Origin of the sequence: Serratia sp. CY47444 (genome assembly GCF_052168635.1) — a bacterium.
Classification (GTDB): domain Bacteria; phylum Pseudomonadota; class Gammaproteobacteria; order Enterobacterales; family Enterobacteriaceae; genus Serratia; species Serratia bockelmannii.
Genome location: NZ_JBJNMH010000002.1, coordinates 237,152 through 255,469 on the forward strand (window position 1 = coordinate 237,152; position 18,318 = coordinate 255,469).

20 protein-coding genes are annotated in these 18,318 nt (G+C 60.2%); 11 read left to right on the forward strand and 9 right to left on the reverse strand.

What is annotated here, in order from left to right; all coding sequences use genetic code 11:
• Window positions 1–44: 44 nt before the first annotated feature.
• Complete coding sequence (locus ACJ8IL_RS05325) at window positions 45–968, forward strand: DUF7916 family protein (protein WP_060432647.1); 924 nt, start codon at window positions 45–47, stop codon at window positions 966–968.
• On the opposite strand, the gene ACJ8IL_RS05330 is transcribed toward ACJ8IL_RS05325, so the two are convergent.
• Both ACJ8IL_RS05330 and ACJ8IL_RS05335 read right to left on the reverse strand, forming a co-directional pair.
• Complete coding sequence (locus ACJ8IL_RS05330; RefSeq protein ID WP_440483748.1) at window positions 965–1,318, reverse strand: hypothetical protein; 354 nt, start codon at window positions 1,316–1,318, stop codon at window positions 965–967. The genes ACJ8IL_RS05325 and ACJ8IL_RS05330 overlap by 4 nt on opposite strands.
• Before the next feature lie 56 nt (window positions 1,319–1,374).
• A complete protein-coding gene (locus ACJ8IL_RS05335) occupies window positions 1,375–1,587 on the reverse strand; it encodes a hypothetical protein (RefSeq protein WP_238476080.1) in 213 nt (70 codons plus the stop codon).
• Between the two features lie 355 nt (window positions 1,588–1,942).
• Between ACJ8IL_RS05335 and ACJ8IL_RS05340 the strand changes: the two genes are divergently transcribed.
• The 5 genes from ACJ8IL_RS05340 to ACJ8IL_RS05360 all read left to right on the forward strand — a co-directional run bounded on the left by ACJ8IL_RS05340 (window position 1,943) and on the right by ACJ8IL_RS05360 (window position 6,059).
• On the forward strand, window positions 1,943–2,335 hold the full coding sequence (locus tag ACJ8IL_RS05340) for a hypothetical protein (protein ID WP_025301979.1): 393 nt from the start codon (window positions 1,943–1,945) through the stop codon (window positions 2,333–2,335).
• A 186-nt stretch (window positions 2,336–2,521) separates the two neighbouring features.
• Complete coding sequence (locus tag ACJ8IL_RS05345) at window positions 2,522–3,571, forward strand: ABC transporter substrate-binding protein (protein ID WP_025301980.1); 1,050 nt, start codon at window positions 2,522–2,524, stop codon at window positions 3,569–3,571.
• Window positions 3,568–4,569 (forward strand): FecCD family ABC transporter permease, encoded by a 1,002-nt coding sequence (locus tag ACJ8IL_RS05350; protein ID WP_049208942.1) that lies wholly within the window; start codon window positions 3,568–3,570, stop codon window positions 4,567–4,569. The genes ACJ8IL_RS05345 and ACJ8IL_RS05350 overlap by 4 nt, the downstream gene beginning before the upstream one ends.
• A complete protein-coding gene (locus tag ACJ8IL_RS05355; RefSeq protein WP_442516384.1) occupies window positions 4,562–5,341 on the forward strand; it encodes an ABC transporter ATP-binding protein in 780 nt (259 codons plus the stop codon). Before ACJ8IL_RS05350 ends, ACJ8IL_RS05355 begins: the two co-directional genes overlap by 8 nt.
• Entirely contained in the window at window positions 5,334–6,059 is a 726-nt protein-coding gene (locus ACJ8IL_RS05360; RefSeq protein ID WP_197835495.1) for a substrate-binding domain-containing protein, read from the forward strand. Before ACJ8IL_RS05355 ends, ACJ8IL_RS05360 begins: the two co-directional genes overlap by 8 nt.
• Window positions 6,060–6,087: 28 nt before the next feature.
• Here ACJ8IL_RS05360 and ACJ8IL_RS05365 read toward each other — a convergent pair whose 3' ends face one another.
• The gene (locus ACJ8IL_RS05365; protein ID WP_080271242.1) at window positions 6,088–6,888 is read right to left on the reverse strand and encodes an alpha/beta fold hydrolase; all 801 of its coding nucleotides are present in this window, start codon (window positions 6,886–6,888) and stop codon (window positions 6,088–6,090) included.
• Window positions 6,889–7,126: 238 nt separating this feature from the next.
• Between ACJ8IL_RS05365 and ACJ8IL_RS05370 the strand changes: the two genes are divergently transcribed.
• The 5 genes from ACJ8IL_RS05370 (at window position 7,127) to ACJ8IL_RS05390 (ending at window position 12,618) form a co-directional block, all read left to right on the forward strand.
• The gene (locus ACJ8IL_RS05370; protein ID WP_440481050.1) at window positions 7,127–7,882 is read left to right on the forward strand and encodes a CDP-diacylglycerol diphosphatase; all 756 of its coding nucleotides are present in this window, start codon (window positions 7,127–7,129) and stop codon (window positions 7,880–7,882) included.
• 168 nt (window positions 7,883–8,050) lie between these two features.
• Window positions 8,051–8,575, forward strand: a complete 525-nt coding sequence (locus ACJ8IL_RS05375) for a MarR family winged helix-turn-helix transcriptional regulator (RefSeq protein WP_049208938.1) — start codon at window positions 8,051–8,053, stop codon at window positions 8,573–8,575.
• Complete coding sequence (locus ACJ8IL_RS05380) at window positions 8,572–9,903, forward strand: c-type cytochrome (RefSeq protein ID WP_442516385.1); 1,332 nt, start codon at window positions 8,572–8,574, stop codon at window positions 9,901–9,903. The genes ACJ8IL_RS05375 and ACJ8IL_RS05380 overlap by 4 nt, the downstream gene beginning before the upstream one ends.
• A gap of 16 nt (window positions 9,904–9,919) precedes the next feature.
• Window positions 9,920–10,372 carry a (2Fe-2S)-binding protein gene (locus tag ACJ8IL_RS05385; protein WP_060432653.1) on the forward strand — a complete coding sequence of 151 codons (453 nt, stop codon included), beginning with the start codon at window positions 9,920–9,922 and terminating at the stop codon, window positions 10,370–10,372.
• Window positions 10,373–10,374: 2 nt separating this feature from the next.
• Window positions 10,375–12,618: a molybdopterin cofactor-binding domain-containing protein gene (locus ACJ8IL_RS05390; RefSeq protein ID WP_442516386.1), complete on the forward strand. Its 2,244-nt coding sequence runs from the start codon at window positions 10,375–10,377 to the stop codon at window positions 12,616–12,618.
• Window positions 12,619–12,656: 38 nt separating this feature from the next.
• Here ACJ8IL_RS05390 and ACJ8IL_RS05395 read toward each other — a convergent pair whose 3' ends face one another.
• From ACJ8IL_RS05395 to lsrK, 6 genes are all read right to left on the reverse strand, one after another.
• The gene (locus ACJ8IL_RS05395) at window positions 12,657–12,959 is read right to left on the reverse strand and encodes a hypothetical protein (protein ID WP_025301990.1); all 303 of its coding nucleotides are present in this window, start codon (window positions 12,957–12,959) and stop codon (window positions 12,657–12,659) included.
• Window positions 12,956–13,591: an AAA family ATPase gene (locus ACJ8IL_RS05400; RefSeq protein ID WP_025301991.1), complete on the reverse strand. Its 636-nt coding sequence runs from the start codon at window positions 13,589–13,591 to the stop codon at window positions 12,956–12,958. Before ACJ8IL_RS05400 ends, ACJ8IL_RS05395 begins: the two co-directional genes overlap by 4 nt.
• A 272-nt stretch (window positions 13,592–13,863) precedes the next feature.
• Window positions 13,864–14,205, reverse strand: coding sequence for an HNH nuclease YajD (yajD, locus tag ACJ8IL_RS05405; protein WP_004939576.1), 342 nt, complete (start codon window positions 14,203–14,205; stop codon window positions 13,864–13,866).
• A gap of 54 nt (window positions 14,206–14,259) precedes the next feature.
• The gene (locus ACJ8IL_RS05410) at window positions 14,260–15,177 is read right to left on the reverse strand and encodes a LysR family transcriptional regulator (protein ID WP_043136865.1); all 918 of its coding nucleotides are present in this window, start codon (window positions 15,175–15,177) and stop codon (window positions 14,260–14,262) included.
• A gap of 59 nt (window positions 15,178–15,236) precedes the next feature.
• Complete coding sequence (locus tag ACJ8IL_RS05415; protein ID WP_049295219.1) at window positions 15,237–16,421, reverse strand: MFS transporter; 1,185 nt, start codon at window positions 16,419–16,421, stop codon at window positions 15,237–15,239.
• 220 nt (window positions 16,422–16,641) lie between these two features.
• Complete coding sequence (lsrK, locus tag ACJ8IL_RS05420; protein ID WP_442516387.1) at window positions 16,642–18,207, reverse strand: autoinducer-2 kinase; 1,566 nt, start codon at window positions 18,205–18,207, stop codon at window positions 16,642–16,644.
• Between the last annotated feature and the right edge of the window lie 111 nt (window positions 18,208–18,318).

Consider the following 18,318-nt stretch of genomic DNA (forward strand, 5'->3'; position numbering starts at 1 on the left):
GGGGGCATCCATCCCTTTCCGCTAACGTCACCGGAGCTTGCCTCATGAAACGCTATCTGGACTGCAGCGCCAGCGATCTGGCCGATATCGGCAAAGCCGATCTGCTCTATGCCATCCGCGCCAGCGAAGGGCGCATCTTGGTCAGCGAAACCATCGCGGTCACTCAGCCGCTGCTCAATAACGTCACCAACGCCGAACTGGCGGCCAGCCAGGGCGCCGACCTGCTGCTGTTGAACCTGTTCGACGTCGATCGTCCGCATATCGCGGGCCTGCCCGCCGACGTGCCGCCGCAGGAGGCGCTGCGCACGCTGCAGCGCCTGACCGGGCGGGTGATCGGGGTGAACCTGGAGGCCGTCGATCCGGCTTTCGCCACCGAACATAACGACTTCTGGCAGATGACGGCGGGCCGCGCCGCCACCGCCGAGAATGCCCGCAAGCTGTATCAGCTCGGCGCGCGCCTGCTGGTGCTGACCGGCAACCCGAACAACGGCGTCAGCAATCAGGCGATCGCCGCCGCGCTGAAAGCGATTCGCGATGAAGTGGGCGACGAGATGGTGCTGGTGACCGGCAAGATGCACGGCGCCGGCATTGTGCGCGAAAGCGGCAGCCAGCTGATCGGCGAGCAGGACATCGCGCTGTTTGTGGAAAACGGTGCCGACATCGTGCTGTTGCCGGCGCCGGGCACCATTCCCGGCATGTCGCAGGAAAAAGTGGCGGCGCTGATCGCCTATGCCCAGCGGCAGGGAGCGCTGGCGATGACGGCGATCGGCACCTCGCAAGAGGGGGCCGACGTGCAGACCGTGCGGCAGATTGCGCTGATGAGCAAAATGGCCGGCGCGGACCTGCACCATATCGGCGATACCGGCTATCTGGGGCTGGCGCTGCCGGAAAACATCTTCGCCTACAGCGTGGCGATTCGCGGCGTGCGCCACACCTACAGTCGCATGGCGCGTTCGGTGAACCGCTAAGCCTGGGTTTTTTGCGCCGTCACGATGCTGTAGTAGCCGAGCGACGGCAGTAATTGAGCAGGCCCGACGCCGACGTCGAGCAGTTGGTCGGCGATATCCAGCGCCGAGCGAGGGGGGGGGCAGCGCGGCCAAACGCTGGCCGATCCCACGCTCAGGCTGGGTATGGCGTGGGTAAAACGCCGCATTCTGTCGGCGTCGAGCGTATGCGCTTCGAACAGCTCCTGCTCGTCGTAGGTCGGCGAGGTATTTTTTCTGATGGCGTTTTCCAGGTTTTTCAGCGAGAAAATCTCGCTGTTTTCAATCATCAAATCCCAAAAATAACCGAAGTAATGTGGGTTGTTTTTTAACAAAAAGGTTTCCGCTTCCGGCTAGAGAGAGAATGTATCGCCGTCTCTGGCGATCAATTTCAATGCCAATAGCGCCATGGCCAACGTTTCCGCTGGGCGTCTTTCCAGATTGGCCTGAGTGCATATATTGGCCAGGCTGCGGGGGGCTGAGCAATAAACTCAAAGATGCCCAAGCGGTGCGCAATAAGCACCGCCGGATAAAGATATAAATTCATCGTGATATCGAGAAGGGTTTTATCGTCGCATTGCGGCGGCCGGACGGAAGGGTTCATGCGAATCCCCTTTCACTATGGCATGGCGCGTCTTAACAGGCTATGCCACGCCGGGGGGGATTGGCAAAGTGCGGAACGTGATTGACCGCGGGCCAACGATTTCGTTACGAATAATTCCATAATGAGACTATTTTAAATTTGAATTGAGCGCGGTCAATGTCGAACGTAAAAAACTGACGCTGGGAGGAGGTAATAACCCCACCATGCGTTTTTATTTTATTAGGCGCTAACTTAACCACAGTTATTAACGCGTTAGTGTTGTGTTAATCTAGGGCGCCGTTATATCTTACCGGCATTCACATTTTTTTTGTGAATAATTAAAAATTAACTACTTCATTATTAAAACGAGATAACAATGAAAAAGAGCATTCTGACCGGCATGATTGCCGCGACTCTGGGCCTGTTTAACACCGCCAATGCCGAAGGGATGGATCCTGCCGCGTTGAAGAACGTCTATGACATCACGCGTAATACCGCCGGGCTGATGTCCTACTGCGTCGATAAAGGTTTCCTGAAAGCGGAGAGTATCGACAACGCCAAGAAAATGGTGGCCTACGTGGCGGCTATTCCGGGCGGCGTTGATACCCGCGATGGCGACAAGCGTGAAGCGATGGGCCGTGAAGGCAATGTGCTGAACGACGACGGCAAAGTGGTCGCGTTGGAGAAGGAAGCGCCGCAGGGGCTGCAGGCGTGGTGTCAGCAGGCTGACGAAGGGATCCGCCAGGGCCTGACGTCTATCGGCCAATAAGCGCTTTTCACGCGCTCGTTCTGGTTTTCAGGATCTGCCGGCGTTCCGGCGGATCCGCTTCTTTCCCATCGTTATCTCCTCGTTTTTCTTCCTGCATACATGGCATAGGGTTTGATCTCGCTGATTGTTTCGCCATGCCCATCGCTATATTATTAGATATATAACGATAATCAACCGGTCACTGCCATGTTTAACTTTCTCCCGCGCCTGATGCTGGCGCTCGCGTTGTTCTCTACCGCCGCCCTGGCGGATCGCCAGGTCACCGATCAGCTCAACCGTCAGGTCACGCTGCCCGATCACATTACCCGTGCCGTGGTGCTGCAACACCAGACGCTGAACCTATTGGTGCAGCTTGATGCGATGCCGCAGGTGGTCGGCGTGCTTAGCAGTTGGAAAAAGCAGCTGGGGCCAAACTACCTGCGGCTGGCACCGACGCTGGCAACCCTGCCGATGCCGGGCGATCTGACTTCGGTGAATATTGAAAGCCTGCTCGGCCTGCATCCACAGGTGGTGTTTGTGGCCAACTATGCGCCGCCGGAAATGATTGCACAGATCGAACGGGTGGGCATTCCGGTGGTGGCTATCTCGCTGCGCCGCGAGGCGGCCGATCAGGCGGGCAAAATGAACCCTCAACTGAGCGATGAAGATCGGGCCTATACGCTGGGGCTGCAGGACGGTATTCGGCTGATTGGCGAGGTGATGGAGCGTCAGCCTCAGGCCGAAGCGCTGATTAAGGACGTCACTCAGCAGCGTGCCCTGGTCGCCGAACGGCTGGGCACGCTGCCGGACGATCGGCGGGTGCGGGTGTATATGGCCAACCCCGATCTCACCACCTACGGTGCCGGCAAATATACCGGGTTGATGATGCGGCACGCGGGTGCGCTCAACGTGGCGGCGAAAGAGATCCAGGGGTTTAAACAGGTTTCTATCGAGGATGTCCTGAAGTGGGATCCGGCGGTGATTTTCGTGCAAGAACGCTACCCGGACGTGGTGAAACAGATCCTGACGTCACCGCAGTGGCAGCCGATTGACGCGGTGAAGAATAAGCGGGTCTACCTGATGCCGGAGTACGCCAAGGCCTGGGGATATCCGATGCCGGAGGCGATGGCGTTGGGTGAGTTGTGGATGGCGAAAAAACTTTACCCGCAGCGTTTTGCCGATATCCATCTGCAGCAGCGGGTCGATACTTACTATCAACGCTATTACCGCGCCACCTGTTGCCAGAGCGGGCAATGAAGCTGGGTTGGCTGGCGCTGCTGACGCTGTGCTGCGCGCTGTTTTCGCTCGGCGTTGGCCGCTTTCAGGTGCCGATTACGCACAGCCTGATGATTTTGCTGGAGCCGCTCACCGGGCAGCATTATGCCGGCATCGATGCTGTCCAACGCCAGGTGATCCTGGGGGTGCGCTTGCCGCGGGTGCTGTTGGCGATGGGCGCCGGCGCGGCGCTGGCCCTGTGTGGCGCGGCTTTGCAAGGCGTCTTTCGCAATCCGCTGGTCGATCCGCATATTATCGGCGTGTCTTCCGGCGCGGCCTTTGGCGGTACGCTGGCTATCCTGCTCAGCCTGCCGTTGGCGGCGCTGCTGCTGTCGGCTTTTGTTTTCGGCATGGCGGCACTGCTGTTGATTTTCACCCTCACCAGCGTCATTGCACGGCGCAATATTCTCTCGTTGGTACTGGCGGGGGTGATCCTCAGCGGTTTTTTCTCCGCCTGCGTTAGCCTGATGCAATATCTGGCGGATACCGAAGAGAAGCTGCCGAGCATCGTGTTTTGGCTGCTCGGCAGCTTTGCCACCGCCGATCGGCAAAAGCTGCTGATGCTGTTTTTACCTTTACTGTTGGCCGGCGGTCTGCTGCTGGCGCTGCGCTGGCGCATCAATCTGCTGTCGTTAGGCGATGAAGATGCCGGTGCGCTCGGCATCAACGTTGAGCGTACCCGCTGGCTGATACTGACGCTGTGTGCCGCCATCGTGGCCGCTCAGGTGGCGGTCAGCGGCAGCATCGGGTGGGTCGGCTTGGTGATCCCGCACGTCGCAAGACGACTGGTGGGGCCGGATCACCGGCGCCTGTTGCCGGCTTCGCTTTGCCTGGGCGCCCTGTACATGCTGTTGATCGACGATTTGGCGCGCACGTTGAGCAGCAGCGAAATCCCGCTGGGCATTTTGACTGCGCTGATTGGCGCGCCATTGTTCGCACTGCTGCTGCGCCGCGCGCAAGTGAGAGGCTGGCATGACTGACACGTTATTGGCCGCCAAGGGCGTGAGTTTTGCCTGGCCTGGCGGGCCCCCGCTGTTCCAACACCTGGAGATTCAGCTGCGGCGCGGTGAAGTGCTGGCGGTATTGGGCCCGAATGGGCGCGGTAAAAGCACGCTGCTGCAGCTGCTGTTAGGCAGCCTGACGCCGCAATCCGGCGAGATTGAGCGCCGCGGCGAGATAGGCTTTGTCCCGCAGCACTTTTCGCCGCCGTTTGCCTATCGGGTGCTGGATATCGTGTTGATGGGGCGAGCACGCCATGTTGGCCTGTTCCGTTCACCGTCAGCCAAGGATCATCGGCTGGCCAGAGAAGCGTTGCAGTCGTTGGATTTAAAGCACCTGGCAGAGCGTGAGTTTGGCAGCCTATCCGGCGGCCAACGCCAGTTGGTGATGATCGCCCGCGCATTGGCGATGCGCTGCGAGGTGTTGATTCTGGATGAACCGACTTCGGCGCTGGATCTGCATTACCAGGATCGGGTATTGAGCCTGATGGCGCGCCTGGCGCGGGAACAGCAGTTGGCGGTGGTGTTCTCCACGCATCAGCCCAACCATGCACATGCGGTGGCGGATCGGGCTTTGCTGCTGGGCAAGGAAGGGCGCAGCCAGCTCGGTGCCTGCCGCGAGGTGTTAACGGCACATTCCCTGTCACCCTTGTTCGGCCTGGCGATCGAACGGGTGCCGCTGACGGTGGCGGGCCGCCGCTACGCGACGCTGGTGCCGCTGTATCGCAGCCAATTGGAGCGACATGATGAGTGATATCCTGCTGTTTGCCGCCGGCAGCCTGCGGCTGGCGTTTACGCCGCTGCTGTCGGCATTTCAGCGCGACACCGGGCAAAAGGTTTCGGCGGAATTCGGCCCGGCGGGGTTGTTGCGCCAACGGATAGAGAACGGCGAGCGGCCACAGCTGTTCGCCTCGGCCAACGTGGCGCACCCGCAAAGGTTGGCGGATCTCGGGATAGCGGGGGCGGTGCAGGTTTTTGCGCGCAATCGGCTCTGCGTGACGGTTCGCAACGTGCCGGCATTAACCGAGCGTCCGCTTCCTGAGGTATTGTGCGATCCGCGCTGGCGGCTGGCCACTTCGACACCGGGAGCGGATCCTTCCGGCGATTATGCGCTGCAGCTTTTTGAACGCTGCGAGCAATACTGGCCGGGGCAGGGGGAAGCGCTACGACGGCGGGCGTTACCGTTAGTCGGCGGGATAGATTCTGCCCCGGTGCCGGCAGGCCGACTGGCGGCGGAATATCTGATAGCCGGCGGGCAGGCAGATATTTTTCTCGGCTACGGCAGCTATGCGCCGGCGTTGGCGGCCTACCCGGCGTTGGCGGTGCGGCCGCTGGCGCCACCGTTGGATATCGAAGCGGATTATGGTTTATGCCTGTTGGATGACGGTGCGCAGCGGTTGGCCGCATTTATCTTGAGCGAACAAGGGCAGGGCATACTGAGCCGACACGGATTTATGCGGCGTACGGAATGACTCGCCGGGCCTGGCGGCCCGGAGAATCTTACCAGAACAGCGGCGTGGTGTTTTCAGCCAGAAATGCCAGCAGCGTTTCGTTGACCGCCGCCGGGTTTTCCTTGTTGCTGATATGCCCGGCGTTGGGGATCAGCACATGTTGGCAGCCGAGAAGATCCGCCATGCGCTGGCCCTCTGCCGGTGGGCGCGGCTTATCCTGTGCGCCGGTAATGACGATGCTGGCGGCGGTGATGTGTTCCAGCAGCGCCAGCTTGTCGGGGCGGCCAAAGATCATCCGGCCCAGCGGTACGATGCTCTCGCGCAGGCGATCGGCAGGCAGGTTCTGGAGCTGACACAACAGCGATTGCAATAAGGCATCGGGGACATCATCGGAATAAAACAGCGACGCGACATGTTCCAGCAGGGGCGACGCGATGGCGCCGGCCTGCTCCACGGCGGCCAGCATGCCCATATAGCGCTGCCGCGCTTCTGGGGTTTCGTCACCCAGGTAGCTGTCCAGCAGCGCCAGCACTTTCACCCGCTCCGGCGCCAGCGCCGCCAGTTCGGCGCCCCACATGCCGCCGACGGACAGACCGACGATGCCGAACTCTTCGATATCCAAACGATCCATCAGCGCCAAATGGTCGGCGGCGATATCCGACAGGCTATTTCGCCCGGGCGGCAGCGCCGGTGAATCGCCGTGGCCCCAGAGATCCGGCACGATCAGGCGGTAGCGTTTAGCCAGCGCTTCAAACTGCGGCGCCCACATATTCAGATCGAACAGATAGCTGTGGCCCAGCAGCAACGGAAAGCCCGACCCTACGTCGAGGTAATGGAGGGATTTGCCCATCGTTGGCATCTTATCGGTTCCTTATATAAAGAGAGTCCCGGCTGCTTATATCACACTCATATTCAACCTGCGGTATTAATTTACCTTAAATTACTCAGGTGGAGGCTTATTTTTAATTATCCATTGCTAACAAGACGTCAATGAAAGGTGACATTAAGGATAATATTCTGGTCGATGCCAGAGCCTTGGTTTATGCTGGCGCTCCTTTCGGTATGGAATAGATAAACAGGGCGTCGCGATGAAAAGACTTTTCAGACTATTAATTATTTTGCTTGTCATTTTGCTGCTGGCGGCGGTGCTGTGGTGGTTCTTCGGGCGCGGCAATCCGAATGCGCTGTGGCAAATCGTCAGCCAACAGTGCGTGCCCAATCAGCAGCAGAACCACGATCCGGCGCCCTGCTTAAAGGTTGATTTAACCGAGGATTATGTGCTGTTTAAGGACAGCAAAGGCCCCTATCACGATCTGGTGATGCCGACCGAAAAGGTCAGCGGCATCGAGAGCCCGATATTGCAAGCGGATCGGACGCCGCCTTATTTCTCCCTGGCCTGGAATAATAGGGAACATATATCCGGCGAGCTGGGTAAACCGTTAAAAGACGCATGGGTTTCTCTGGCGGTCAATTCGAAATATGGCCGCTCTCAAAATCAGCTGCATATTCACGTTGCCTGCTTGCGCCAGGATGTCTATAACGCGCTGGGGGAACAGGCGGAGCAATTAGATCAACAGTGGCGGCCGCTGGCGGTGAAATTAGTCGGCCATCACTATCTGGCCAGAAAATTGGCGGGCACCGATTTAACCCAGGAAGATCCTTTCCGCTTGTTGCAAAACTACGTGGTCGAGCAGGGCGACAGCATAGGCAATTACGGCCTGGCGCTGGCGGTCAGCCCGCAGGGCGAGATGCTGCTGTTGGCAAACCGTTTGAAGTTGACCGATCTCAACCTGGGCTCGGCCGGTGAAATTCAGGACTACCGGTGCAAGGTGGCGGGGAACTGAATTTTTCTTATCGCTCCCCGTCGTGGGGGAGCGTATGCCGTGCGATACGAACTAACCAAGTGTATTAACTCGTTTTTACTTTATTTTCCCTCATCTGCTTGATCCTGTTCTCATGTTCGATCTACTATTTGTTTGCACAAGCAAATAAATAATCGAGAGCAATCCGATATGCCACAACCACGTAAACTCCCTGCTGCGCTGGGCATCCATCTGGATGTGACCAATCGCCTGTGGCGCACGGCGATGGACCAGTCGGTGAAAATGACCAATCTGACGCGCCCGCATTGGCTGGCGCTGAGTGCGATTGCCGACTTGGGGGAGGGCTGCACGTTGAAAGACGTTTCGCAGCATTTGAACGCCGAAGTCTCGACGATGTCGCGCGCGCTGCTGTTTCTGGAAAAAAATCGGCTTATCGCTCGCGATGCTCTGTCCGAAGATAAGCGCGCCAAAGGCGTGAGAATGACCGAGGCCGGGCAGGAGATGCTGGCGCAGTTGGATCATTCCAGCCAACAGGCGCGGCAAAAGCTGCTTAGCGGTATTTCGGCCGACGATCTGGAGGCTTTTTACCGCGTATTGTTTGGCATCAAACATAACGCGATAGCGATGCTCGAACAGGACAATCTGTTGCCGGACGAGTTTGCGCTGTTGGCGGAGGAGCGAGCGGGGGCGATGAAGCCGGAAGGTGAAGCGTGAAGGGCCGCTGGCGGAGAGCACAACAGCGGTGCGTTATCGCGTTGGGGATCTTCTCCTGCTCGGTCTTCGCCAGCCAGAATGACCAACAGGTCATCGCACGGGGAAAATACCTGGCTACCGCCGCAGATTGCGCGGCTTGTCACCGCGGCAGCGCCCAACAGGACGCCCCCTATGTCGGCGGTTATGCCATCGCTTCGCCGATGGGCGACATCATCGCCAGTAATATCACGCCCGCCAAAGGAACCGGCATTGGCGACTACAGTGAACCGGAGTTTCGCCGCGCCTTAACGCAGGGCATTCGGCGGGACGGTCAACCCTTGTATCCCGCCATGCCCTATACCGCTTATCAGGGGTTGAGCGATGACGATCTGCGCGCGTTGTATCGCTATTTTATGGCCGGGGTCGCACCGGTCGATCGTGCGGTGCCTGAGACCCAACTGAGGTTCCCTTTTTCCTGGCGTTATGCGATCCACGGCTGGAACTGGCTGTTTCTGAAAAAAACGCCCGTCGATGCAGACGAGAAGAAGACGCGTGGTCGCTATCTGGTGGATGTGTTGGGGCATTGCTCGGCGTGTCACAGCCCACGTAATGGGATGATGGCTGAACGCGACGATCGCTACCTAGCGGGCGGGGAGGCAGGCGGTTGGATCGCGCCGAATATCACCTCGGATCCCGTGAGCGGCATCGGCGGCTGGAGCCGGGAAGAATTGGTGCAGTATCTGCGAACCGGGCGCAATGACAAAGCCCAGGCGGCCGGCGGCATGGCGGAGGCGGTGGAGCATAGCCTGCGTTTCCTGAGTGACGATGATCTCGACGCTATCGCCGATTGGCTTAAACAAACGCCGCCGATCGTCACCGTACAAGGAACGAAAGCGGCCTATCACTATCAGGGAGGCGGCCAAGGCGACCCTGCTGGGCAGGCGCTGTATGCCGCTGCCTGCGCCAGCTGCCATCGCCTGGGCGGCGAGGGGGCTTACGACGGCCATTTCCCTTCTTTGACGCACAACTCCACCGTAGGCAGCGAGCAGGCCAATAACCTGATCATGGTGATGCTGCATGGCGTGCAGCGCCAGGGGGAGACGCTGCAGACCTGGATGCCGGGGTTCGCCGATAGCCTGGATGACCGGCAACTGGCCGAGTTGGGCAATTACGTATTGCAGCAATTCGGCAATCCGGCGGTCAGGATAACGCCGGAGCAAGTGGCTCTGCAGCGGGCGGGCGGTGAAAAACCGTTGTTGATTGCGTCATTGCCTTATGTGTTCTGGGGCGGCGTATTGCTGGTATTGATCGTCATTGGGGCGTGGGTGAAACGTCGGGTGAAGCATTGATCCAAGAGAGGATGGCATGAAGTTCAATTTGAACGGCCAGGCGGTCGAATTTAACGGCGAGCCGGATACGCCGCTGCTGTGGGTGATCCGAGAACATTTTAAGTTAACCGGCACCAAGTTCGGCTGCGGTATTGGCGCCTGTGGCGCCTGTACGGTACATGTCGACGGTAAGGCAGTGCGTTCATGTTGCTATCCGCTGCAATTGGTGCGCGATCGGCAGGTGACCACCATCGAAGGGCTGTCCCTCGATCGCCGTCATCCGGTGCAGCAGGCCTGGATTGCGGAGGATGTGCCGCAGTGCGGCTACTGCCAATCAGGCATGATCATGGCGGTCAGCGCGCTGCTGGCGGAACACCCGAGGCCGGACGATCGGCAGATAGATACGGGCCTGACCAATCTGTGCCGCTGCGCCACCTACCACCGGATCCGTGCGGCGGTGCACCGCGCCGCGGACAAGGGAGGATCTTGAGTATGGCGATCACCCGCAGAACCTTGATAAAAGGCAGCGCGTTGGCAGTGGCCGCCATGCTGCTGCCGATATCGACGCGCAGCCTGGCGGCCGTGGTTTCACAGGACGTGGCGCCACCGGACGGTCAGCATGAATTGAACGATTGGATCTGGATCGATCGCGATGGGCGCATCGTTATCGGCGTGTCGCAATGTGAGGTCGGGCAGGGGATTTACACCGGCCTGGCCGAAGTGGTGGCGGCGGAGATGGATGCCGATTGGGCGCAGGTGACGGTGAAATTCGTCACCGGCCGTGACGCTTACCGTCAGGTTGCCGGGGGTGAGGCTTTCGCACAGTTTGTCGCCGCCTCAACCTCCATGACCAAATTTTATCAGCGTGCCCGGCTGGCCGGCGCACAGGCGAGAGATTTTTTTCTGCGGGCCGGCGCAAAACATTTCGCGCTTTCACCGGCGCAGTGCCGCACGGAGAAAGGCTGGGTGCTTGAGAAAGGCGGACAGCGCAAGGTCGCCTACGGCGATCTGGTGCGCTATGCCGCCGAGCTGCCGTTGGATCCGCAGCCTGGTTTAAAGAGTGAGGCGCAAGAGCGAGAGAGTGTCATTGGCAAGCCGCTGTTGCGGGTCGATACGCCGGAGAAAGTGGACGGCAGTGCGATTTACGGTATCGATATCGACTTGCCGGAGATGCTGATCGGCGTCCCCTGGATGGTGCCCGATCTCAGCGGAAAGCTGGTCGCCGTGCGCAATGAACGGCAGATTCGGGCCATGCCGGGCGTGGTGGATCTGGTGTTGACCCGGCAGTGGTCGATGAACAACATGGTCGGATTGGATCGCGATATGTCGCTCAATACGGTGATCGTGGTGGCGGCGAGCTACTGGCAGGCCAAAAAGGCGGCGGATTTGCTGGAGGTCGACTGGCTGCCGGGCACAGGAAAAGCGCTGACCGATAGTGCGATTGCGGCAGAGAATCTGGCGATGCTGGATGGCGATACACTGGTGCCGGCGGTCGATCGCGGCGAGGCGTCGGCGTTGATTCGTGGCGCTGAACAAGGTTCGCGCTTGCATGAGGCGCGTTACAGCGCACCTTATGTGGCGCACGCCACCCTGGAGCCTTGCAATGCCACCAGCCATTACGGCGAGGGCCGTATCGAAACCTGGGGCCCTTTCCAGGGCCAGGACATGGTACGCAACGTTCTGGCGAAAATGTTCGGGCTGAAGCCGACGGATGTGGTGGTGAATACGACCTATCTGGGAGGCAGCTTTGGGCGCAAATATCTGCCGGATGCTGTGATGCATGCTACCGCCGCCTCCCGGGCGGTGGGGAAACCGGTCAAAGTGATCTATCCGCGCGAGATCGACATGCGGCATGAATACTATCGTCCGGCCTGTATCAGCCATTATCGGGCGCTGTTGGATGAAAACGACTATCCGCAGGCGCTGTGGGCGCGCTATGCCGGGCAGTCTCTCTTCTGGCAAATGCGGCGCGAAACGGTCAACGAGGCCGGGGGATGGGATGAAAGTATGGTGGAGTGCGTTTACAGCACGCCGTATCGCATCCCACACCTGAAGGTGGAGGCCGGCATCGTCGATCAGCCGATCTCCCTGAGCTATCTGCGCGGTGTCGGCAGCGTCGCCAGCCTGTTCTTTTTGGAAAGCTTTATCAGCGAACTCAGCCATAAGGCCAACCGGGACGAATATTCGTATCGGCGGCATCTGTTGCAGGACAGCCCGGAAGCGTTGCGCGTCCTGGACGCCACCGCGGCGGCGGCCGGTTGGCAGCATGAACCGCCGTCGGGCGTTTATCGCGGTATGGCGTGCAATATTTGGGTCGGCCGCAATAACGCTTTCACCACCTACGTCGGTTTGGTGGTTGAAATCGCCATCCAGGGGGGGCGACTACGGGTGCTGCGCGCGGTATGTGCGATTGACTGTGGCAAGGTGATAAACCCGAACCTGGTGCGTGCCAACGTAGAGGGCGGCATCGGCTTTGCGCTGACCACCTGTCTGCACAGCGAGCTGCATTTTGAACGGGGCGGCGTGGTGGAAGGGAATTTCGATCGCTATCCGCTGCTCGCGATCGCCGAAATGCCCAAGGTGGAGGTCGTGGTGCTCGATAGCGCGCGTGCACCGCAGGGATGCGGGGAAGTATCGACTGCGGTGGTCGCCCCGGCGATAGCCAGCGCGCTGCATAAGGCCACCGGCAAAACCTATCGTACTATGCCGTTCCCACGCGAGTTCTCGTCGGTGTAACGGCAGCCGCCGGTTTGGCCAGCCGGCGGGCCGTGCGGTCAGAGCTTTTTCAGCAGTTCCAGCAGTTGCGCTTCGCTTTTCTCCGCCAATCCGTCGATCGCCAGTTTGATGATGTCGGAACGGGTGATGCGCACGATGCCGTTGCGCGCCGCCTGCACGATCACTTCATCGATAGCCTCAATGTGGTTGTCCGTCAGGCTGACGGAGATCGCCTTATAGGTGCGCTTGCGGCCGGCCGGTTTGGCTTCTGGCGCGGGCGCCGCGACCGGCAGCGTGTGCGAGGTGGCGCTGTTGATGAATTCGTCTTCCGACATGCGGTGGGTGGGGGTGCGTTTTTTCACAGGATCACCTCTTTCACCAGGCATTCAATTTCGCTCTGCGCCTTTTCGTTGTTCGCCTCGTGCACGGTGATGGCTTCACCCCAGGCGTCACGGTAAATCTTGCGGTCGCACAGGCGGTTGCTCACCAGGGTGAACTCCGGGTATTCGCTCAGCACCTGCGCCGCTTCGTTGGCTTCATTAATGAAGATATTGGTCGGGCACATGTTCAATACGATGTAGCCTTTGACCTTCTCGTTGTATTCCTGCGCGGTGGAGAACATCTCCGACAGATAGCCAATGGTGTCGAGATCCATCTGCGAAGGGCGCAGCGGCGAGAGGAACAGATCGGCGGCCAGCAGGCCGGAGCGCAGTTCGGCGCTGTCGCGGCCGGCGGTGTCGACGATCACGTAGTCGTAATGGCGATCGAGCTCCAGCAGCGTTTCCTTGATTTTACCCGACGCGGCCACCACCGGAATGTGCGGCAGCCCCTCGACGTTCTGACGGTCGTTGTACCAGGTCATGATCGATTTCTGGTCGTCGGCATCGACGATGATCGCCGTCTTGCCTTGCTTAAGAATCAGATACCCGGCGATGTTCACCGCTTTCGTCGACTTGCCGACGCCGCCTTTTTGCGAGCCAATCAGGACAATCATGCTGCCATCTCTCAAGTTATTAAGCTGATAACTTATTAAGTTAATGTGCTTATTAGGTTGATAATCAAACAGGTTAACAAGAACAACTCGCGAACAATATGCACCAACTGCGGCGGCTTGCCAAGCCAGTATGTTGTTAACTGCGCAGCTTATTTTGCGGTGAATCGGCCGGGTGGGTAAGTAGGAATTCTCTGGGAAGTGGCGGAACGGAAGAGAGTTTTTGTTAATTTAACAGCTTAATAAGTTAGTGGCTCATTAAGCTGTCGATGGCGTTACTTCTTCATCATCGCCTTCAGGTTGGCGAACGGGTTGTGGGTGGCGACGCCGATATCTTTCTGAGCGTCTTCACCGGCCACCACCGTTGAACCGTATTGATCGGCCTCGGTGTATTTCGAGTGCTCGTGGTCGTGACAATACAGGCACAGCATTTCCCAGTTGCTGCCGTCTTCCGGGTTGTTGCTGTGATCGTGATCGATATGGTGCACCGTCAGTTCGCGCAGGTTGGAATAAACGAATTCGCGTGAGCAGCGCCCGCACACCCAGGGGAACAGTTTCAGCGCTTTTTCGCGGTAGCCGGTTTCCAGCTTCGCATAGTTTTTGGGGATATAGGCCATGGTGGTTGTCCGTCGTGAATCGCTATGCGGCAAATAATACCACACTGCGTGCGGCTACAACGTGCGGCTCATCTTGCCGTTGTCAAAAGTCTCCACCGCCCAGTCGATAAACGCCCGCAGCTTGCCGCTGAGGTGGCGATTGGACGGGTAGACCACGTACATTTGCTCCGGCGGCGGCTGCCAATCGTGCAGCAGACTGACCAGCTCGCCGCTGTCGAGGTGCGGCTGCGCCATAAACCGATAGATCTGGATGATGCCCAATCCGGCCAGGCTCGCCGCCAGCAGCGCGTTGCCCTCATTGATGCTGACCGGGGAGCGCTGTTGAATGGCGATCTCTTTGCCGTGTTCGGCATAGCGTTGCGGGTGGATGCGGTCGTTAAGCGGGTGGCGATAGTGCACCATCGGAAAACCCTGTTCCAGATCGCACGGGTGGCGCGGCGTACCGTGAAGCGCCAGGTAGGCTGGGGTGGCGCAGCTGACCCAGTCCAAATCGAACAGGCGCCGGGCGATCAGGCTGGAGTCGGCCAACGGACCGCTGCGGATCACGCAGTCGGTGCTGTCGCTGATCAGATCGATCACGCGGTCGCCGACGCTCAGATCGATCTGTATCTGCGGATAGCGTGCCAGAAAGTCGGGCAGTGCCGGCAGCAGTAAGCGACGTGCGGTGCCACCGCCGGTGTCGATACGCAGCACGCCCTGCGGAGAGCTTTGCGATTCGGTCAGGCAGCCTTCCATCTGCTCCAAATCCGCCAGCCATTTCACCGTATTCTGGTAATAGCATTCACCTTCGCGGGTGACCGACACGCTGCGGGTGGTGCGCTGGAACAGCTTGGTCTGCAGGTGATCCTCCAGATTCTGGATCAGCTTGGTGACCGTCGCTTTCGGCATGCCCAGCGACTCGGCGGCGCGGGTAAAGCCGCCGGTTTCCACCACGCGGTTAAATACCCGGATAGCGAGCAAATGATGGTCCATAGGTTCTCAACGCCATGCCCCGGCGACGGCCGGGGCATGTTTCTGCAGATAGATAATGATTAACACTGTTTAGCGCCAATCGCGCCGGAGCGCAAGCTGAGGCCGAATACCAGCGTGGCGGAAAGGATCAGCGCACCTCCAAACAGCATGGCGCTGCTGACGCCCTGCCAGTCCACCACCTCGCCGCCCAGCAGGGCGCCGGAAGCCAGCGCGATCTGGATGACGCACACCAACAGCGCCTGGCCGGCTTCCGGCGCCTGCGGCACGGCGGCGAACATCCAGTTGGTGGCGCAGACCGGCACGGCGCCAAAGGCCAGCCCCCATACCAGCACCATCAGCGTGGCGCCGGCGAGGCCGCTGAGCAGCGGCGAAACGATTAAAATGCCCGCCAGCATGGCGGCGATCAGAATAAAGGTGGCGCGCAGGCTGTATTCCCCCAGACGCTCGCCGAGGAAGGTGCCCAGCAGGCCGATGGCGCCATAGGCCAACAGCTGCAGTGAGATAGCCGATGGGCTGAGGACGAACACCTGCTGCAGCAGGGGCCGCAGGTAGGTGTAGGCGGCGAAGTGGCCGATGAACAACAGCACGATGGCGATCAGGCCGATGCGCGCCATCGGCAGGCGCAGCGGCAGTACCAGATCGCGCGGTGTGACCGGCCGGGACGGTGGTACCGAGGTCAGCAAACGCAGCTGCGCCAACAGCACGCCGACCGCCAATGCCGCACCGCCGAAGAAGGCGGCGCGCCAGCCGAACAGATCGCCGATCAGCGCCCCGGCCGGCACGCCGCACACCGCGCCGACCGAGATGCCGCTGAGGATCAGCGCGGTGGCGCGGCCCTGGCTGGCTTCCGGCACCAGATGGCGGCCGTAGTTGGCGGCAAACGACCAGAAACCGCCGACGCAGATGCCCAGCAGCACGCGGCCCAGCAGCATCATCGGGAAGTTGACGGCCAGCGCCGCCACCAGGTTGGACACCATCAGCAGCAGCGACAGCCCCAGCATCAGTAAACGCCGATCCAGACGGCCGGAAATCAGGCTCAATGCGGGAGCGGCCACCGCAGCTACGATGCCGGGCATGGTGACCATCAGCCCGGCGGTGCCGGTGCTGACGCCAAGTGAAGGGGCGATGTTGGTCAGCAGGCCGATCGGCAAGAACTCGGTGGTGACCATGACAAAACAGGCGACCGTCAGCGAAAAGATCGCCGGCCACGGGGATAATGCAGAGTTATCTTTATTATTCAGCATAATGCCGCTCGTCTCAGGTGAATGCGCAGGCCGCGCTCGGGGCGCGGCGTGATCAAAGTCACAATCTACGGCAGGCCGAAGGCGCAGATAAATCCATCTGCGGTGGTTACACTGTTTCTGAAGGGAAACAATCGCGGCGGCGAGTGAAAACGCGGCTCGCGCCGCGCCTAAGAGAAAGGAATAAAACGGCATAAGGTTATGACCGAATGCCGCGTGGCGCTTATAGCCCCGGCGCTTTCCACAGCGAGGTGGTCAGGCCGTTGTCCACCAGCGTCAGCTGATCGGCGTAGACCCGCCGCCAGGTTTCTTTCTGTTCCTGATACAGCGCGTGGTGGGTCATGTCCGGCTGATGCTCGCGCTCCCAGCGCACCAATCGCTCGCCGGTTTCGGCCAGCGACTCGTATAACCCGGCGCCGACGCCGGCGGCGATCGCGCAGCCCAGCGCGGTGGCCTCTTTCACCACCGGTACCCGCACCGTCAGCCCGGTGACGTCGCTGAGGATCTGACTCCACAGTTTGCCCTTGGCACCGCCGCCGGCGAACACCAGCGAGCGCGCCTGCACGCCGGAGAAGGCGGCGATCTGCTCCAGATTGCAGGCGGAGACGATGGCGGCATTCTCCTCCAGCGCGCGGAACAGCGTCTGTTTGTTGCAGCGCTCCGGATCGATAGACATGTTGATGAACGACGGCGCCGCGTGATACCAGGTTTTGAAATGCATGGCGTCGGAAAAGATGGGCATCACGCCGTAGGCGCCCGGCGGCACTCTGGCCGCCATCTCTTCCAGCAGGCTATAGGCATCGACGCCCAGCCGCTCCGCCAGCAGTTTCTCTTCGGCGCAGAACGCGTCGCGGAACCAGCGCATGGTCAGGCCGGTAAAGAAGCTGATGGATTCTGCCTGCGCCATGCCGGGAATGACGTGAGGGTTGATGCGGATGTTCATCTCCGGATCGATGGCCGGCTCCGGCAGGTTGACGATTTGCTGCCAGAAGGTGCCGCCGAGCACCGCCGTCTGCCCGGCGCGCACGATGCCAAGCCCCAGGCTGCCGAGCTGCACGTCGCCGCCGCCCATCACCACCGGGGTGCCGCGCAGCAGCCCGCTTTCCTGCGCCGCCTGTTCGGTGACGCACCCCAGCACGCTGCCGGTCTCTTTCACCGGCGACAGAATATCGGCGCGCAGCCCGGCCATATCGAGCAGCGCCGGCCGCCAGTCACGGCTGCTCAGATCCAGCATGCCGGTGGTGCCGGCGTTGGAAGGATCGACCGCCAGCTCGCCGCTCAGCATGTTGGCCAGCCAGTCGCTGATCATGGTCAGCGTCGCCGCCTGGCGATAGATGTCCGGGCGGTGGTGCGCCAGCCATAGCAGGCGCGGCATGGCGCTCAGCGCCAGCGTCTGGCCGGAGTATTGATACGCCTCGCGTTCGAAGCCGTGGTTGTGCAGCTCTTTCAGTTCACTGACCTCATGGCTGGCGCGCGCATCGACGTTGGCACAGGCCCAGATCGGCACGCCGTTGCGATCGTACAGAACGATGCCTTCGCGCATCGAGCAGCAGGCCACCGCGCGGATCGCCTGAGCGCTCAATCCAGCGCGTTGCATTGCCTGGCGGATGCACTGGCAGGCCAGCTGCCAGTTGCGGGTGAGGTCAAACTCCATTGAGCCGGGTACGCCCGGCACCGCCAGGTGTTGCCACTCCGCCTGGCCGTGCGCGATCTGGTTACCCGCCAAATCGAAGATCACGGCGCGAATGCTGCCTGTTCCTGCATCCAGCGCCATCAAGTAGTTATCCATAGCCTATGCTCTCAGGGGGAGGAGTGTTAACTATAGATGCCGCCGTCTTCCCTCGCCGGGGGTGGGGTGGGCATCGCCGGTGCGATTTGTGAGCCAGGCGGCAAAATTGCC

What these genes read in the sequence shown, in the direction of transcription:
- ACJ8IL_RS05325 (WP_060432647.1), top strand. Translation starts at nt 45, where the DNA reads ATGAAACGCTATCTGGACTGCAGCGCCAGCGATCTGGCCGATATCGGC.
- ACJ8IL_RS05335 (WP_238476080.1), bottom strand. Translation starts at nt 1,587, where the DNA reads ATGAACCCTTCCGTCCGGCCGCCGCAATGCGACGATAAAACCCTTCTC.
- ACJ8IL_RS05340 (WP_025301979.1), top strand. Translation starts at nt 1,943, where the DNA reads ATGAAAAAGAGCATTCTGACCGGCATGATTGCCGCGACTCTGGGCCTG.
- ACJ8IL_RS05345 (WP_025301980.1), top strand. Translation starts at nt 2,522, where the DNA reads ATGTTTAACTTTCTCCCGCGCCTGATGCTGGCGCTCGCGTTGTTCTCT.
- ACJ8IL_RS05350 (WP_049208942.1), top strand. Translation starts at nt 3,568, where the DNA reads ATGAAGCTGGGTTGGCTGGCGCTGCTGACGCTGTGCTGCGCGCTGTTT.
- ACJ8IL_RS05355 (WP_442516384.1), top strand. Translation starts at nt 4,562, where the DNA reads ATGACTGACACGTTATTGGCCGCCAAGGGCGTGAGTTTTGCCTGGCCT.
- ACJ8IL_RS05360 (WP_197835495.1), top strand. Translation starts at nt 5,334, where the DNA reads ATGAGTGATATCCTGCTGTTTGCCGCCGGCAGCCTGCGGCTGGCGTTT.
- ACJ8IL_RS05365 (WP_080271242.1), bottom strand. Translation starts at nt 6,888, where the DNA reads ATGGGCAAATCCCTCCATTACCTCGACGTAGGGTCGGGCTTTCCGTTG.
- ACJ8IL_RS05370 (WP_440481050.1), top strand. Translation starts at nt 7,127, where the DNA reads ATGAAAAGACTTTTCAGACTATTAATTATTTTGCTTGTCATTTTGCTG.
- ACJ8IL_RS05375 (WP_049208938.1), top strand. Translation starts at nt 8,051, where the DNA reads ATGCCACAACCACGTAAACTCCCTGCTGCGCTGGGCATCCATCTGGAT.
- ACJ8IL_RS05385 (WP_060432653.1), top strand. Translation starts at nt 9,920, where the DNA reads ATGAAGTTCAATTTGAACGGCCAGGCGGTCGAATTTAACGGCGAGCCG.
- ACJ8IL_RS05390 (WP_442516386.1), top strand. Translation starts at nt 10,375, where the DNA reads ATGGCGATCACCCGCAGAACCTTGATAAAAGGCAGCGCGTTGGCAGTG.
- ACJ8IL_RS05400 (WP_025301991.1), bottom strand. Translation starts at nt 13,591, where the DNA reads ATGATTGTCCTGATTGGCTCGCAAAAAGGCGGCGTCGGCAAGTCGACG.
- yajD (WP_004939576.1), bottom strand. Translation starts at nt 14,205, where the DNA reads ATGGCCTATATCCCCAAAAACTATGCGAAGCTGGAAACCGGCTACCGC.
- ACJ8IL_RS05410 (WP_043136865.1), bottom strand. Translation starts at nt 15,177, where the DNA reads ATGGACCATCATTTGCTCGCTATCCGGGTATTTAACCGCGTGGTGGAA.
- ACJ8IL_RS05415 (WP_049295219.1), bottom strand. Translation starts at nt 16,421, where the DNA reads ATGCTGAATAATAAAGATAACTCTGCATTATCCCCGTGGCCGGCGATC.
- lsrK (WP_442516387.1), bottom strand. Translation starts at nt 18,207, where the DNA reads ATGGATAACTACTTGATGGCGCTGGATGCAGGAACAGGCAGCATTCGC.